Genomic DNA, 15,907 nt, shown 5'->3' on the forward strand with positions numbered 1-15,907 from the left:
CTGCCGTCAGCTGCATCCCCTGCCCCCAACCGCGCCCGGTTTCCGCCGCGCGGCCCAGAACGGACCTCCCATGGCGATGGATTTCATCCGCATCCGCGGCGCGCGGACGCACAACCTCAAGAACATCGACCTCGACCTGCCCCGCGACAAGCTGATCGTGATCACCGGCCTGTCCGGCTCGGGCAAGTCGTCGCTGGCGTTCGACACCATCTACGCCGAGGGCCAGCGCCGCTACGTCGAGTCGCTGTCGGCCTACGCGCGGCAGTTCCTGAGCGTGATGGAGAAGCCCGACCTGGACCACATCGAGGGCCTGTCGCCGGCGATCTCGATCGAGCAGAAGTCCACCAGCCACAACCCGCGCTCGACCGTGGGCACCATCACCGAGATCTATGACTACCTGCGCCTGCTCTACGCCCGCGTCGGCAGCCCGCGCTGCCCCGACCACGGCTACCCGCTGGAAGCGCAGACCGTCAGCCAGATGGTCGACCAGGTGCTGGCGCTGGACCCGGAACAGCGCTACATGCTGCTGGCACCGGTGATCCGCGAGCGCAAGGGCGAGCATGTGCAGGTGTTCGACCAGCTGCGCGCGCAGGGCTTCGTGCGCGTGCGCGTGGACGGAGAACTGCACGAGATCGACGCGGTGCCGCCGCTGGCGCTGCGCCAGAAGCACACCATCGAGGCGGTGATCGACCGCTTCCGCCCGCGCGAGGACCTCAAGCAACGCCTGGCCGAGAGCTTCGAGACCGCGCTCAAGCTGGGCGACGGCATGGCCACCGTGCAGTCGCTGGACGATGCGCAGGCGCCGCCGCAGCTGTTCTCGTCCAAGTACTCCTGCCCGGTCTGCGACTACGCGCTGCCGGAGCTGGAGCCGCGCCTGTTCTCGTTCAACTCGCCGGTCGGCGCCTGCCCCGGCTGCGACGGCCTGGGCATGGCCGAGTTCTTCGACCCGGCGCGCGTGGTGGTGCACCCGGAGCTGTCGCTGGCCGCCGGCGCGGTGCGCGGCTGGGACCGCCGCAACGCCTACTATTTCCAGCTGATCGCCTCGCTCGCCAAGCACTACCGGTTCGATGTCGACGCGCCGTGGCAGTCGCTGCCCGCGGACGTGCGCCAGGCCGTGCTGTACGGCAGCGGCGAGGACCAGATCACATTCACCTACTTCACCGAGAACGGCGGCCGCAGCCAGCGCAAGCACCGCTTCGAGGGCATCATCCCCAACCTGGAGCGCCGCTACCGCGAGACCGAATCGCCGGCGGTGCGCGAGGAACTGGCCAAGTTCATCAGCGAACGGCCCTGCCCCGAGTGCGGCGGCGCGCGCCTGAACAAGGCCGCGCGCAACGTGTTCGTCGCCGACCGTCCGCTGCCGGAACTGGCGGTGCTGCCGATCGACGAGGCCAAGCGCTTCTTCGGCGAACTCAGCCTGCCGGGCTGGCGCGGCGAGATCGCCGCCAAGATCGTCAAGGAGATCAGCGAGCGGCTCGGCTTCCTGGTCGATGTCGGCCTGGACTACCTCACCCTGGAGCGCAAGGCCGACACGCTGTCCGGCGGCGAGGCGCAGCGCATCCGCCTGGCCTCGCAGATCGGCGCCGGCCTGGTCGGGGTGATGTACGTGCTCGACGAGCCGTCCATCGGCCTGCACCAGCGCGACAACGAGCGCCTGCTCGGCACCCTCACCCGGCTGCGCGACCTCGGCAACACGGTGATCGTGGTCGAGCATGACGAGGACGCCATCCGCCTGGCCGACCACGTGGTGGACATCGGTCCCGGCGCCGGCGTGCACGGCGGCGAGGTGGTCGGCGAAGGCCGGCTGGAGGACATCCTGGCCGCGCCGCGCTCGCTGACCGGCCAGTACCTGTCGGGCAAGCGCTCGATCGAGATCCCGGCGCGGCGCCACAGGCCCAACCCGAAGATGACGCTGCACCTGCGCGGGGCCAGCGGCAACAACCTCAAGGGCGTGGACCTGGACATCCCGGCCGGGCTGCTGACCTGCATCACCGGCGTGTCCGGCTCGGGCAAGTCCACCCTGATCAACGACACCCTGTTCTCGCTGGCGGCCAACGAGATCAACGGCGCCTCGCACCCGGTCGCGCCGTACCGCGAGGTCGAGGGCCTGGACCTGTTCGACAAGGTGGTGGACATCGACCAGTCGCCGATCGGCCGCACCCCGCGCTCGAACCCGGCCACCTACACCGGCCTGTTCACCCCGCTGCGCGAACTGTACGCGCAGGTGCCGGAAGCGCGCGCGCGCGGCTATTCGCCGGGGCGCTTCAGCTTCAACGTGCGCGGCGGGCGCTGCGAGGCCTGCCAGGGCGACGGCCTGATCAAGGTGGAGATGCACTTCCTGCCGGACGTGTACGTGCCCTGCGACGTCTGCCACGGCAAGCGCTACAACCGCGAGACGCTGGAGATCCTGTACAAGGGCTACAACATCAACGACGTGCTGGAAATGACCGTCGAGGATGCGCTGAAGCTGTTCGAGCCGGTGCCGGCCATCGCCCGCAAGCTGGAAACCCTGGTCGACGTGGGCCTGAGCTACATCAAGCTGGGGCAGAGCGCGACCACGTTGTCCGGTGGCGAAGCGCAGCGCGTGAAGCTGTCCAAGGAACTGTCGCGGCGCGATACCGGCCGCACCCTGTACATCCTCGACGAGCCGACCACCGGCCTGCACTTCCACGACATCGAGGCACTGCTGGGGGTGCTGCACAAGCTGCGCGACGAAGGCAACACGGTGGTGGTGATCGAGCACAACCTAGACGTGATCAAGACCGCGGACTGGATCGTCGACCTCGGCCCCGAGGGCGGCCACCGCGGCGGCACCGTGCTGGTCACCGGCACGCCGGAAGACGTGGCGGCCTGCCCGCAGTCGTACACCGGCCAGTTCCTGGCCAAGCTGCTGCCCTCCACCAGCGCGCGCCCGGAGCAGCCCGCGGCCGTGGCCAACAAGCCCGACGCGCGGCCGCCGCGCAAGGACGCGCAAGTGCAGCGGGAGGCAGGACGCCGCGAGCTGCCGCCGCGCAAGGAAAAGCCCGCAAAGAAGGCGGCCGCGAAGAAATCCGCCACCAGCAAGAAGAAGGTTTCGTGATGAGCACCGCACACAAGCAACTGGCCCGCGTGCCGATCAGCGTGCGCTGGCGCGACATGGACTCGATGGGCCACGTCAACAACGCCAAGTACGTCTCCTACCTGGAAGAGGCGCGCGTGCGCTGGATGCTGGGCGTGGAAGGCGTGTCGATGAACGACCGCATCGCCCCGGTGGTGGCCAACACCAACATCAACTACCGGCTGCCGATCGTGTGGCCCGACGACATCGTGGTCGAGCTGTTCGTCGAGCGCCTGGGCAACAGCAGCGTGACCATCGGCCACCGCATCGTCGACCAGAAGGACCCGGGCAAGCTGTACTCCGACGGCAACGTGGTGGTGGTGTGGATGGACACCCAGACCGGCCGCAGCGCGCCACTGCCCGAGGCCGTGCGTGCGGTGTCGAGCTGAGCCCTGGCCGCTGCCGGCGGCAGCGAAGGACCGCCGGAAGACGAAGGGGCCGCGATGCGGCCCCTTGTCGTTTCCGCCTGCGTTGCGTGGCGTCAGTCTTCCAGCAGCGGCTTGCGCGGCATCTTCTCTTCGCGCATGGCGGCGTTGTAGGCGAACGCGGCGACGATCGCCGCGGCCTGCTTCAGGTCTTCCGGTTCGGCGTGGTCCCAGGTGTCCAGGTTGCTGTGGTGGACGTTGCTGAAGTAGTCCAGCCGGTCCTGGATGAACTGGAAGCCCGGCAGGCCGACCCGGTCGAAGCTGATGTGGTCGGTGCTGCCGGTGTTGCGGCTGGCCACGGTGGCGGCGCCGACGTCGTTGAACGGCTTCAGCCAGGCCTCGAAGATCGGCATCGCGGCGATGTTCTCCTGCGCATAGATGCCACGGAAGCGGCCCGAGCCGTTGTCCATGTTGAAGTACACCGAGAACTTGTCGTAGTCGCGCAGCTTCTGCAGCGGACCGGTCGGCTCGCGCAGCGAGGCCGGCAGCGCCTTCTGCGCCGGGTCGGTGGGCTCGGGGTAATGCGCGAAGTGCCTGGCCACGTAGGCCTGCGAGCCGATCAGGCCCTGCTCCTCGCCGCTCCACAGCGCCACGCGGATGGTGCGCCGGGGCTTGGCGCCCACCGCCTTGAGGATGCGCATGGCCTCCATCATCACCGCGACGCCGGCGGCGTTGTCGGCCGCGCCGGTGCCGGTGTGCCAGGAGTCCATGTGCGCACCCAGCATCACGATCTCGTCGGCCTTGCTGGTGCCGCGGATCTCGGCGATGGTGTTGTGGCCCGGCTGGTCGGTCTCGTCGGTGAAACGCGCATCGACGTTGACCCGCAGCTTCACCGGCTGCTTGCGCTCCAGCGCGCGCGCCAGCTGGTTGTAGTGCTCGGCGATCATCGCCAGCTCGGGGATGCCCACCGGTTCGCCGGCCTTGCGCGAACCGCCGCCACCGACGCGGATGATGCCGTTGTCCCAGCCGCTGATGCTGATCGACGCCAGCGCGCCCTCCGCGGCGAAGAAGGCATTGGTCGCACGCACCAGCTCCTGGCGTTCGGCGTACTCCTTGACCCGCTTGGCGCGGTCCTTGTCCGCGGATTTGGGAATGGTGAACTCCTGCAGCCCCTCCAGCGAGGTGGCGTCGTGCCGGTGCGAGTCGGCCTCGGTGCCGCGCTTGTACTCACGCGCGTCGCCCAGCAGCAGGATCTTGCCGCGCAGCGTACCCTTGTATTTTTCCAGGTCGGCCAGCTTCTTGATGTCGACCTTGACCACTTCGCCTTCGACGGTGCCGTTGGTGCCCGGCGTCCAGGCCTTGGGCAGCGCATACAGCTGGGTCAGGCGTGGCTCCAGCATCTCCACGCTGGCCGACTCGAACTCCCAGCCGCGGCCGAAGTCGTCGAAGGCCTCGTCATGCGCGCTGGTCAGCCCCCATTCGCCGAACTTCTGCCGGGTCCAGGCATTGGCCCGGGTCATGGCCGGCGAGTTGGTCAGGCGCGGGCCGATGCTTTCGGTGAGATAGGAGAAGGTATCCATGACCTGCGAACGGTGGAACGCTTCCTGGCGGATCTTGCCCACCATGTCCAGATCGACCTGTTCGGCCGCACCCGCGCCACCGGCGAACGCCAGCCCCATGCCCAGTACCAGCAAGCACCGCTTGATCATCATTTCCCCCGGCCCGCGGCCGATCACGACAAAGGCCCGAGTCTAGCCAGCGCCGCCGGCGGCCGAGCCGGCCAATGGTCATGGTCGCGCGTGGGCAGCGGCGCGTTGCCGCCGCAGCGGGCCTGCGCAGCGCCGGCGCGGGCTCAGCCCGGCGACACCACGGCGCGTTGCAGCGCCGGTCGCCACTGCCCCGGCCAGTCGCGGTCGTTGGCCACCTGCGCCTGCGCGCGGCTGGCCTGGAAGGCGGCAAAATCCAGCTCCGCGACCGTCCAGGGCTGGCCGTCAGCGGTGCGCGCCAGCACGCCGTCGTCGGGGAAGCCGCGGTCCATCGGCGCATACACCGCCGCTTCGCCGGTATTGACGTCCAGCGCCGGACTCCAGCCGGCCTCGCCCGCGGTCACCGACTGCGCCACGAACATGCGGTTCTCCAATGCCCGCGCCAGGCAGCCCACGCGCACGCGGGTGGCGCCGGCCTCGGTGTCGGTGCAACTGGGCACCACCAGCAGCCGCGCACCCGCTTCGTACTGCGCGCGCACCGGCAGCGGGAACTCGCTGTCGTAACACACCGCCACGCCGGCGCGGATGCCGTCGATCTCGAACACCTTCAGTACGTCGCCGCCGTCGATCAGCCCGGTGGCCTGCTCGAAGCCGGTCAGCTGCAGCTTGTCCTGCCACAGGTGCGCGCCCTGCGGCGTCAGCCAGTCGCAGCGGTTGCGGTAGCGGCCGTGGCCGGTGTCGAGCAGGAACGTGCCGGCGACCACGTGCATGTCCAGGTCGCGGGCGAGGCCGGCGAACAGCTGCAGCCAGGGTTGCCGGTAGCGCTGGATCGCCGCCAGCGACGCCGCCAGGTCGCGCTGGATGCCCGCGTCGAAGGTCGCCGCCAGTTCCAGCGACAGGTATTCGGGCAGCACCGCGATGCGCGCGCCGGCCGCGGCGGCGGCCTCCAGTTCCTGGCGCTGGCGCGCGGCGAAGGCGTCGAAACCGGCCGGAGCGCCGATCCGGTAACGGGCAACGGCGATCTTCATGCGGCCGGCTCCAATGCACGGGTCCAGACAGTGAGCGCGTGCGACAGCTCGCCGCGACCGACCTCGTCCCAGCACAGGTGCAGGGTCATGCCCGGCTGCCGCGCATAGCCGCGCCTGCGCCAGAACCCGTCGTTGTCGCGGTGGCCGGCGGGCCGGCGCGGGTCGTCGTGGTCGCGGTCCACCGCGCAGAACGCGGTCATCGCGAAGCGCCCGAGCGCGCGCGCATGCGCCTCGCGGGCGTCGAAGAAGGCATGGCCGATGCCACGCCCACGCCAGGCCGGCAGCAGCACCGACTCACCGAAATAGAACACCTGCGCCGGATCGATGCCGGCCGCCTCGAACGGCGCGCGGAACGCCGGGCCGTCATCGAGCAGCGGCAGGCCGGTGGAGGCGCCCACCACCTCATCGCCGGCCCGCGCCACCACGCACACCGCATCCGGCGTGGCCGCATAGGCGGCCAGGTAGTCGCGCTCGTAGTCCAGGCTGCCCCGGTACAGATACGGCCAGTCATTGAATACCCGGATGCGCAGGCGCGCCACGTCGTCCAGTACCGGCAGCAGGTCGGTGCCGCGCAGGGCGGCGATGGAGGGAGAGGCGTCCATGGCGGAATTCTAGCGCCGCGCGTTTGCCGCGCAGCAGCGCCTCAACCTCAGCCGACCAGGGCACCGCCATCCCCGTCGGAGACGAGGCATTCGCCGCGGCCATCGCGCCTGAACCGGTAGACCGTAGGGCACAGCACGCTCGTGCGCCGCAAGGTCCGGCGTTCTTCCGGCGCGAGAAGCCGTGGCATCGCCAGGCTGACATCCCATGACGCCGAACACCGGGATGCCAACGGCACGATGACGATCAAAGCGAGCCCCATCGCGGGCAACGCCGACAACACCACGCCGACGGCCGGAACCCTCCTGTACCCCGCCTCGATGGCCACCGCCACGCCGGCCAGCAGCGGCAGCGCGACGATCGCGAGCAGTGACAGTGCATGATGGAAACGCATCGCGCCCCCGTTCCAGCTTCAGTAGCCGCGTGCGCACCGGGCCGCTCCCGGTTCGCGCCACAACAGCCACAGCCGCCGGTGCACGGCATCGCACACCACCACCTGGCGTTCCCGCAGCACCGCCCTGAAGCGCAGGCCACGACGGCCCAGCGCCTGCCAGCGGCCCGCGCCGTCCAGCGCGGGCAGGCCTGCGGCACCACGCTGGCGGATCCGCTCGGCCAGCGTTGCGTCCAGTTGCAGGCGCAGGCAGCCATGGCGCGGGGCCGTCCCCAGTCCCAGTGCCGCCAGCGGCGAAGCGGACCAGCCAGCGCCCTGCTCCACCCGCAGCACCGCTGCCGCCAGCCCCGGCGGCAGCCCTTGCCGCAGCCGCCGGAGCAACCGTGTACTCAGCCGCATCGGGTTCACCGCAGACCGCCGCCGAGGTCGTACCAGTCCACCTTGCGGGTCAGCCACATGATCGCCGCGAGGATCCCGAACAGCAGCAGCGAGCCCATCAGCAGCGCGTTGTTCTCCGACGCCAGCAGCAGGTACAGGACCCCGTACAGCAGGGTCAGCAGGGTGGCAAAGCCCAGCCCGTGCCGCCAGCTGCGCAACACCCCGCTGAGGTAGAAACCCTGCAGGCCGATGCACGCCAGCGCCGACACCAGGTACGCCTGCCAGAAGACGATGTGCTCGGACAGGCTCAGCAGCAGCAGGAAGAAGATCGCCAGCGCCAGCCCGACCAGCAGGTATTGCAGCGGATGGATCCGCAGCCGCCTGATCAGCTCGAACAGGGCGAAACCGACGAAGGTCAGCAGCACGAACAGGATGCCGTACTTGCTGGCGCGGTCGACCTGCGTGTACACGTCGACCGGGTCCACCAGCGCCACCTCCAGCGCCTCGACCGCGCCGCCATCGCTGCGCAGGTCGCGGCGCAGCTGTTCCTGCGCGGCCGAGGCCAGCGAGGACACCGCCCAGTCGGCCTTGAACCCGGCATCGTCGATGTGGCGCTCGTTGGGCGCGAAGCTGCCGCCGAACAGCGGATGCGGCCAGGTCGAGGCCAGCGACACGCGGGTGTCGTCGCCCACCGGCACCACCGACAGCGAGCGGGTGCCGTCGAGCACGAACTCCAGCTCCACCCTGCGGCCCTCGGCCAAGGTGCCCTGTTGCGGCTGGCCCAGCGGCGACAGCATGGCGTGCAGCCCCTTGGACGCGCCCTCCAGCGCCAGCGAACCGGCGTGCAGCGGCAGCGCGCGCCCGTCCACCCGCAGGTTGGGCGTACCCACCAGGCCGCGCACGTCGGCGATGCCCAGCGCCAGGTAGGGCCGGCCGTAGACGCGGCCCGGCACGGCGGCATAGGCGGCATCGGCGAACTCGGCCTGCACCCGCGCGTGCAAGCTGTACACCGGCACCCGGAACAGGCCCACCCGGCGCTCGTCCGGGCGCAGCTCGCCCTGTATCCGCAACTGCCGCGGCATCTGCAGGTCATAGCCGTGCTCGGTCCGCAGCTCGCTCTTGCGCACGCCCGCCTCGACCACCTCGACCTCGCGCTGCTGGGTCCACGGCAGTACCCGCACCGGGCCGATCAGCGACTGCGCCCCGGCGCGGCTCTGCGCCACCCGTTCGATGGCCTGGTCGCGGTAACGCTCGCGCTCGGCGATGGTGCCGCGGATCAGCAGCAGGGGAATCAGCAGCAGCAACGCCAGCCCGCCGACCACGGCGAAGCGCAACAGCAGTTTCAGGGAAGTCATGGCCCGTCCTCGTGTGGAAACGGGCACAGCGTGGCCGCCCCGGATGGGCGCGGTTTGTGGCGAATTTGAAGTGGAGGTGAAGCCGCTGGCGGTGAGCGCCGCGCAGCGGCGGCAGCGGCCGGTTGCGGACACCTGCCGCAACATAGTATGAATCCGCGCTGTCCCGCCGCCCGGCACTCTCTGGCTGCGCCGCCATTCCCCGAAGGAACCCTACGTGCTGCATGCCAGGTCGCGTACGTCGCTGATCCACCGGCTGTCCCTGAGCATCTGGGGCCTGTTCCTCGCCCTCCTCGTGCTGCTCTGCGCATTCGGCTACCTGGCCATGCGGGTAATCACCGACCGGGTGGTGCCGATGGTCGCGCAGCGCAGCGTCGACCTGCGCGCCCGGGCCAGCGAAGGCCAGTTCCTGCAGGCCGAACAGAGCGTGCAGCGGCTGCAGCGGGAACTGCTGTGGCGGCTGGACCACGCCGACCGGCAGGCCGCGCTGGCCCGCTTCGACACCCTGTTCGCGCGCAGCCCCGACGGCCTGTGGCGGCTGCAGCCCGGGCAGGTGGACCCGGAGCGCGCGCCCACCCTGTACCTGCACCAGCCCGCGCACGGCCTGGACGCTTCGGCGCGCCTGCGCGCGGTGGTCGCCTACGACCTGCTGCGCGAACAGGGCCCGGCGCTGGTGCCGCCGTTCTTCTCGGTCTACATGGACTTCGTCGAGGACGGGCTGATGGTCTATGCGCATGGCATGGACTGGGGCAGCAACGCCGACGCCAGCGCCACCAATGCCGGCTACCCGACCATGCAGGGCTCGGACCCGCGACGCAACCCGCAGCGCAGGGTGTTCTGGACGCCGGTCTACCTGGACCGGCAGGCCAATACCTGGATGGTGTCGGTGATCAAGCCGCTGGACTGGGAGGGGCGCTGGGTCGGCACGCTCGGCCACGATGTGCTTGTGCAGAGCCTGATCGACCACGCCACCGACAACGACAGCACCGGCGTGCAGCTGGTCATGGCCGCCGACGGCGCGCTCATCGCGCACCCGCAGTTCAGCCGCCGCATCGCCGCCGCCGACGGGCAACTGAAGCTGTCCGCGCTCGACGACCCGCTGCTGGCCGAGGTGCACGGGATGATCGCCCATGGCCGCGGCGACCACGGCGTGGGCCGCTCCCCGGACGGCAGCCACTGGGTCGCATGGTCCAGGATCCACGGCCCCGGCTGGTACCAGGTGTTCCTGCTGCCGCAGGCACGGGTGGACCACGTGTTGATGTGGGGCCTGCTGGCGGTGTCCGCGTTCGGCATCCTCGGCCTGCTGCCGGCGATGTGGCTGCTGCGGCGGCGGGTCGGCCTGCTGTTCGGGGCACCGCTCACCCGCCTGACCCAGGCGGTGGACGAGCTGAGCCAGGGCCGCGAACCCAGGCCGATCGCGATGCAGGGCAACGACGAGCTCGGGCACCTGGCCGACGCGTTCGACGACATGGTCGAGGAACTGGTGCAGCAGCGCGCCCTGCAGTTCGCGCACGCCCAGGCGCTGCAGACCGAGATCGACGAACGCCGCCAGTTCATGACCCGGCTGGAGGAGGAGCGCGCGCGCCTGCTGGCGCTGCTCGGCGCGATGAACCTGGGGATCTTGTTCGTCAGCCACGAGAACCGCGCCACTTACTGCAACGCCGCGTTCCTGGCCATGTGGGATTTCCCCGAAGGCATCACCGTGGTCGGCAACACCACCGACCAGTGGCTGGAAGCGTCACAGCGGCTGATGATCGACCCGCTGGAGTTCCGCCGGCACATGGACGAGGCCAAGGTCTCGCCCGAACTGCACAAGCGGCTGGAAATCCGCCTGCACGACGGCCGCATCGTCATGCACGACGCCTACCCGGTGCGCGACGCGCAGGAACACTTCATCGGCCGGCTGTGGGTGCAGGAGGACATCACCCACGAGCGCCAGACCGCCGAACAGCTGGTACGGCTGGCCCAGCATGACCCGTTGACCAGCCTGTACAACCGGCGCCGCTTCGAGGACGAGCTGGCGCGCTTTTTCCACGCCGCCGAACGCATCCCCAGCCAGGCCGCGCTGCTGTTCTTCGACCTGGACGAGTTCAAGTACATCAACGACACCTTCGGCCACCGCGCCGGCGATTCGGTGCTGAACCGCATGGCGGTCGAGATCCGCACCCTGGTGCGCAGCGGCGAGACCCTGTTCCGGCTCGGCGGCGATGAGTTCGCGGTACTGATGCCGCATGCGAGCCTGGACGACGCCCAGCACCTGGCCGAACGCATCGTGGCGCGGATCTCGCAGACGCCGCTGCGCCTGCACGAACACACCGTGCGCCTGACCACCAGCCTGGGCATCGCCCACTTCCCCACCCACGCCGACAATGCCGAGGACCTGGTCGCCCATGCCGACGCGGCGATGTACCAGGCCAAGCACACCGGCAAGAACCGCTGGAACGTGTACCGCCCCGACCGCGACAGCTCGCGCGAGATGGCCACCCGCCTGGCATGGAACGACCGCATCGCGCGCGCGCTGGAGCACGACCTGCTGCGCCTGCATTTCCAGGGCGTGCACCACGCCGCCGACGGCCGCCTGGCGCACCTGGAGGCGCTGATCCGGATGGAGGACGAGGCCAACCCCGGCCAGCTCATCATGCCCGCGCAGTTCATCGAACCCGCCGAGAAGAGCGGCAAGATCCTGCAGATCGACCGCTGGGTGATCGGCCGCAGCATCGAACTGCTGGCCAGCCACCCGAACCTGCCGGCCATCGCCGTCAATATTTCCGGGCGCTCGTTCGACGACCCCGAGCTGCCGGCATGGATCGGCGGCCAGCTGCGCCAGCGGCAGGTCGCACCGCGGCGGCTGCTGGTGGAACTGACCGAAACCTCGGCGGTCTCGGACATGGGCGACGCGGCACGCTTCATCGCCGCCCTGCGCGACACCGGCTGCCCGATCTGCCTGGACGACTTCGGCACCGGGTTCTCCTCGTTCGCCTACCTCAAGAACCTGCAGGCCGACGTGCTCAAGATCGATGGCATGTTCATCCGCGACCTGCCCAGCGAGCGCGACAACCAGGTGTTCGTGCGCGCCATCATCGAAGTGGCGCACGGCATGGGCAAGCTGACCGTGGCCGAGTTCGTCGAGGACGAGGCGACGCTGCAGATGCTGCGCGCGCTGGGCGTGGACATGGTGCAGGGCTACCACCTGGACCGGCCGCGCGCCGACCATCCGGTCTTCGCCGACCGCCCTGCGCCGGAACCTGCTCCGCTGGGCGATGACGCATCACCGCCGGCGTAGCTGCGGGGCTTGCCCCGCATGAAGCTTTCCCGGCGCAGCCCCGTGCCGGGCAAGCCCGGCACCTACGTCATTGGCAACCACAGCGTGGCCTGCGCCCCGCCGGCCGGGCCGTTGCGCAGGGACGCGTGGCCGCCGTGCAGGCGCGCGACTTCGGCCACGAACGGCAGGCCCAGCCCGGAACTGCGCTGGCCGCTGCCGGGGCGGGCCAGCGAATAGAAGCGCTCGAACACCCGTTCCAGCGCGTAGTCCGGCACCCCGGGCCCCTGGTCGGACAGCGCCACCTCCCAGCCGCCCTGCGCGGCCGCCAGCCGCAGCCCGATCCGCCCGCCTTCCGGCGAGAACGCGATGGCGTTGTCCAGCAGGTTGTCCAGCGCCTGCCGCAGCAGGAACGCATCGCCCTGCACGCTGGCGTGCGCGGGCAGTTCGCAGTGCAGCGCCAGGCGGGCGGCCTGCAGGCGCGGCGCCGCGTCCTCGGCGAGCTGCCGGCACAGCGCCGCCAGGTCCACCGCGCTGCGCCGCTGCAGCCAGCCATGCTGTTCCACCTCGGCCAGCCGCAGCAGCTGGTCGATGGTCTCGGTCAGGCGCCGCTCCTGCTGCGCGATGTTGGCGGCGAAACGCTGGCGGTCGGCCTCGGGCAGCGGTTCCTGCAACAGCTCGGCGGCACCGCGGATCGCCGCCAGCGGGCTCTTCATCTCGTGCGTGAGCGACTGCACGTACTGCTCGACATAGGCCTTGCCCTCGAGCTTGCGGCGCATGGTCTCCAGCGCCTGGCCGAGGTCGCCGATCTCGTCGCCGCGCGGCCTCGGCGGCGGCACCGGTTCGCCGGCGCTGACCGCCTTCGCATAGCGGCTCAGGCTGCCGATGCCGCGCGCCAGCCACCAGGTCATCAACAGCCCGATCAGCGCCGCCGAGCCGATCAGCCACGCGCCGCGCGCGACGATGGCGCGCTGGCTGGCGGTGATGAACGGATCGATGCTGTCGTTGGGCTGGGCCAGGGTCAGCACCCCGATCAGGGTGCGGCCATCGTCCGGATCGTAGACCGGCGCGGCCACGTGCATGACCGTGCTGTCGGCATCGCCCGGGGTCCCCGGGCTAGAGCGCGCACCGTACTGGCCGCGCAGGGTGCGGTAGACGTCGTTCCAGCGCGAGTTGTCGCGGCCCACGTCCTGCCCGCGCGAGTCGTAGACGACGATGCCGCGGGCATCGGTCACGGTGACCCGGTAGTCGATGCTGCGCTTGGGGAACCGCCACACCATCGCCCGCGGGTCGCGCCGCTGCGCGGTCGCCATGTGCGCGGCGAAGCGGCCGTCGGCGATGTGCCCGGCCTTCAGATCCGGCGCGGCCATCACCGCCAGCACGTTGGCCGAGTCGACCAGGGTGGACTCCATCGCCTGGCGCACGCCCGGCTTGACCTCGTCGACGAACACCCGCATCACGAAGAACGCGGCGATGCCGACGATCAGGAAGAAGCCGAGGAAGAGTTTCAGGCCCAGGCGCATTTATCGCCGCCTTCGTTTCTGGAGCAAACGCTTTCGGTCCCCTTCGGCGAGCGAGTTGGTTCTCTTTGCTCGTGCAAGGAGCAGTAACCAACAGAAAGCACGCCCCTGCATCCGCGCCCGCTGCGCAAGCGCATCGGCTCCACTCCGCCGGCGGGATTTTGCTACGCGGCATCCCTGTCGCGTGGAAAAACGACGTGCATCCATGCACGTCGCCCTTCGGGTTTTTCCCGCCGGCTCCGTCGCGGCGGAAGGGGATTCTGAAAGGCAAGAGCAGCCGACGCCATTCCGCCGCTCTTGGCCGCCAGCGTCCAGGATTGCCATCCGGCCGGTGCCGCGACTGTGCTTTTGCTCCTGGATGCTGACTTCCCATGGCCGTAAAGCGGGCCGAGTACCGCGGCGACCCGAGGAGCGAACATGCGCACACATCTGAATGAGGCGCGCGGTGCGTCGTCTCCCTGGCCCGCGAGGAGCACAGGTAACCGATGCGGCTTGATCGCATCGGCTCGCGTCCGGTCCGTGCTTTGCCCTGGCCGCTTCCCTTTGCACAGCCAAAGACAAACAGCCCACGCTCCGAAGGGCAGCGAAAGCCTTTGATCTTCCGCAATCAGACATCCAGCGCATATCCCACGCCCCGGTGCGTGCGGATCGGATCGTCCTGCGCCCCCGCCGCGCGCAGCTTGGCGCGCAGGGTCTTCACGTGCGTATCCACCGTGCGGTCGGCGCTGTCGCTGGCATGGTCCCAGCCGCGCTCCATCAGCTGCGCGCGGCTGAGGATCGCCCCCGGCCGCTGCAGCAGCGCCGCCAGCAGCGCGTATTCGTAGCGGGTCAGGTCCAGCGGCACGTCGCGGTAGCGCACCCGCCGGCCCTCGCGGTCGATCGCGAACACCCCCTGGCGCACCCAGCCGGGCTCGGCGTCTGCGGCCAGCGGCTGCGCCGGCCGCCGCAGCCGCGCGCGCACCCGCGCCACCAGTTCGCGCGGCGAGAACGGCTTGCCGACGTAGTCGTCGGCGCCCAGCTCCAGCCCCAGCACCCGGTCGAACTCGTCGTTGCGCGCGGTGAGGAAGATCACCGGCACCTGGCTGAAGGTGCGCAGCTGGCGGCAGACCTCGAAGCCGCCCAGGTCGGGCAGGCCCACGTCCAGTACCACCACGTCGATGCCGCCGGCGCGCACCCGCTCCAGCGCCAGCCGTCCCAGCGCGCAGTGCTCGGCCGCGTGGCCCTCGCTGCGCAGCGCATACAAGACGGTATCGGCGATGGCGGCCTCGTCTTCGACGACGAGCACCCGGGCAGGCTGTTCGGACATGGCGCCAGCATAGCCGCCCCGGGGCGGCGCCCGTACACTGCACCGATGAACTACCGCCACGCCTTCCATGCCGGCAACCATGCCGACGTGCTCAAGCACATCGTCCTGCTTGCCCTGATCGATGCGCTCAAGCGCAAGGACGCGCCGTTCTTCGTGCTCGACACCCATGCCGGCCGCGGCCGTTACCTGTTGTCGGCCGAGGAAAGCCGCAAGACCGCCGAGGCCGACGTCGGCATCAGCCGGCTGATGGCCGCGCCGGCCCTGCCGGAAGTGGTCGAGCGTTACCTGCGCGCGATCCAGGCCAACAACCCGGTGGGTGGCCTGGTCGCCTACCCCGGCTCGCCGCTGCTGGCCGCCCAGGCCCTGCGCGAACAGGACCGGCTGGCCGCCTGCGAACTGCAGCCGGAGGAGGCCGCGGCGCTGAGGGAGCTGTTCGCGCGCGACCGCCGCGTGCAGGTGCTGGCCGGCAACGGCTACGACAGCATCCGCGCCCTGCTGCCGCCCAAAGCCGGCGCCACGAAGATCGGCCGCGCGCTGGTGCTGGTCGATCCGCCCTACGAGGCGCAGGACGCCGAATACCCGCAGATCATCGCCACCCTGCGCGAGATCCTGGCGCGCATGCCGCAGGCGCAGTGCGCGGTGTGGTACCCGATCAAGCAGCGCCGCAGCCTGCTGCCGTTCTTCCGCAAGGCCGCCGCGCTGCCGGCGAAATCGGCGCTGGTGGCCGAACTGATGGTGCGCCCGGACGATTCGCCGCTGCGCCTGAACGGCAGCGGCATGCTGCTGCTCAATCCGCCTTGGCAGTTCGACCAGGCGTTGGCGCCGGCCTTGCCGGTGCTGCAGCGCGAACTGGGCGAAGCCGGCGCCTCGACCCGGCTGGAATGGATAAAAAGCGGCGATTGAGC

At 70.2% G+C, this 15,907-nt stretch carries 12 protein-coding genes; 4 read left to right on the forward strand and 8 right to left on the reverse strand.

The features are described 5' to 3' along the window. Nucleotides 1-70 precede the first annotated feature (70 nt). Both uvrA and MKP15_RS01850 read left to right on the forward strand, forming a co-directional pair. Complete coding sequence (gene uvrA / locus MKP15_RS01845; protein ID WP_240211603.1) at nt 71-3,079, forward strand: excinuclease ABC subunit UvrA; 3,009 nt, start codon at nt 71-73, stop codon at nt 3,077-3,079. Then, the gene (locus MKP15_RS01850) at nt 3,079-3,486 is read left to right on the forward strand and encodes a thioesterase family protein (RefSeq protein ID WP_240211604.1); all 408 of its coding nucleotides are present in this window, start codon (nt 3,079-3,081) and stop codon (nt 3,484-3,486) included. Before uvrA ends, MKP15_RS01850 begins: the two co-directional genes overlap by 1 nt. 92 nt (nt 3,487-3,578) lie before the next feature. Here MKP15_RS01850 and MKP15_RS01855 read toward each other — a convergent pair whose 3' ends face one another. The 6 genes from MKP15_RS01855 to creD form a co-directional block, all read right to left on the reverse strand. Then, complete coding sequence (locus MKP15_RS01855) at nt 3,579-5,141, reverse strand: M20/M25/M40 family metallo-hydrolase (protein ID WP_233996357.1); 1,563 nt, start codon at nt 5,139-5,141, stop codon at nt 3,579-3,581. Between the two features lie 173 nt (nt 5,142-5,314). Beyond that, nucleotides 5,315-6,196 carry a carbon-nitrogen hydrolase family protein gene (locus tag MKP15_RS01860; RefSeq protein WP_240211605.1) on the reverse strand — a complete coding sequence of 294 codons (882 nt, stop codon included), beginning with the start codon at nt 6,194-6,196 and terminating at the stop codon, nt 5,315-5,317. Continuing rightward, nucleotides 6,193-6,798: a GNAT family N-acetyltransferase gene (locus MKP15_RS01865; RefSeq protein WP_104938354.1), complete on the reverse strand. Its 606-nt coding sequence runs from the start codon at nt 6,796-6,798 to the stop codon at nt 6,193-6,195. Before MKP15_RS01865 ends, MKP15_RS01860 begins: the two co-directional genes overlap by 4 nt. Nucleotides 6,799-6,845: 47 nt before the next feature. After that, on the reverse strand, nt 6,846-7,190 hold the full coding sequence (locus MKP15_RS01870) for a hypothetical protein (protein ID WP_104938353.1): 345 nt from the start codon (nt 7,188-7,190) through the stop codon (nt 6,846-6,848). Nucleotides 7,191-7,208: 18 nt separating this feature from the next. Further along, complete coding sequence (locus MKP15_RS01875; RefSeq protein ID WP_161614122.1) at nt 7,209-7,586, reverse strand: hypothetical protein; 378 nt, start codon at nt 7,584-7,586, stop codon at nt 7,209-7,211. Nucleotides 7,587-7,591: 5 nt separating this feature from the next. Then, nucleotides 7,592-8,920 carry a cell envelope integrity protein CreD gene (gene creD, locus MKP15_RS01880; RefSeq protein ID WP_240211606.1) on the reverse strand — a complete coding sequence of 443 codons (1,329 nt, stop codon included), beginning with the start codon at nt 8,918-8,920 and terminating at the stop codon, nt 7,592-7,594. 214 nt (nt 8,921-9,134) lie between these two features. On the opposite strand from creD, the gene MKP15_RS01885 reads away from it, so the two are divergent. Then, nucleotides 9,135-12,200: an EAL domain-containing protein gene (locus MKP15_RS01885; RefSeq protein ID WP_240211607.1), complete on the forward strand. Its 3,066-nt coding sequence runs from the start codon at nt 9,135-9,137 to the stop codon at nt 12,198-12,200. Between the two features lie 62 nt (nt 12,201-12,262). Here MKP15_RS01885 and creC read toward each other — a convergent pair whose 3' ends face one another. Together creC and creB are read right to left on the reverse strand one after the other, a co-directional pair. Further along, nucleotides 12,263-13,699: a two-component system sensor histidine kinase CreC gene (gene creC / locus MKP15_RS01890; protein WP_104938349.1), complete on the reverse strand. Its 1,437-nt coding sequence runs from the start codon at nt 13,697-13,699 to the stop codon at nt 12,263-12,265. 604 nt (nt 13,700-14,303) lie between these two features. Continuing rightward, nucleotides 14,304-15,002, reverse strand: coding sequence for a two-component system response regulator CreB (gene creB / locus MKP15_RS01895; RefSeq protein WP_104938348.1), 699 nt, complete (start codon nt 15,000-15,002; stop codon nt 14,304-14,306). A gap of 45 nt (nt 15,003-15,047) precedes the next feature. On the opposite strand from creB, the gene rlmJ reads away from it, so the two are divergent. Next, nucleotides 15,048-15,905, forward strand: a complete 858-nt coding sequence (gene rlmJ, locus MKP15_RS01900; RefSeq protein WP_240211608.1) for a 23S rRNA (adenine(2030)-N(6))-methyltransferase RlmJ — start codon at nt 15,048-15,050, stop codon at nt 15,903-15,905. Nucleotides 15,906-15,907: the final 2 nt, after the last annotated feature.

This window comes from Stenotrophomonas sp. Y6 (assembly GCF_022436665.1).
Classification (GTDB): domain Bacteria; phylum Pseudomonadota; class Gammaproteobacteria; order Xanthomonadales; family Xanthomonadaceae; genus Stenotrophomonas; species Stenotrophomonas acidaminiphila_A.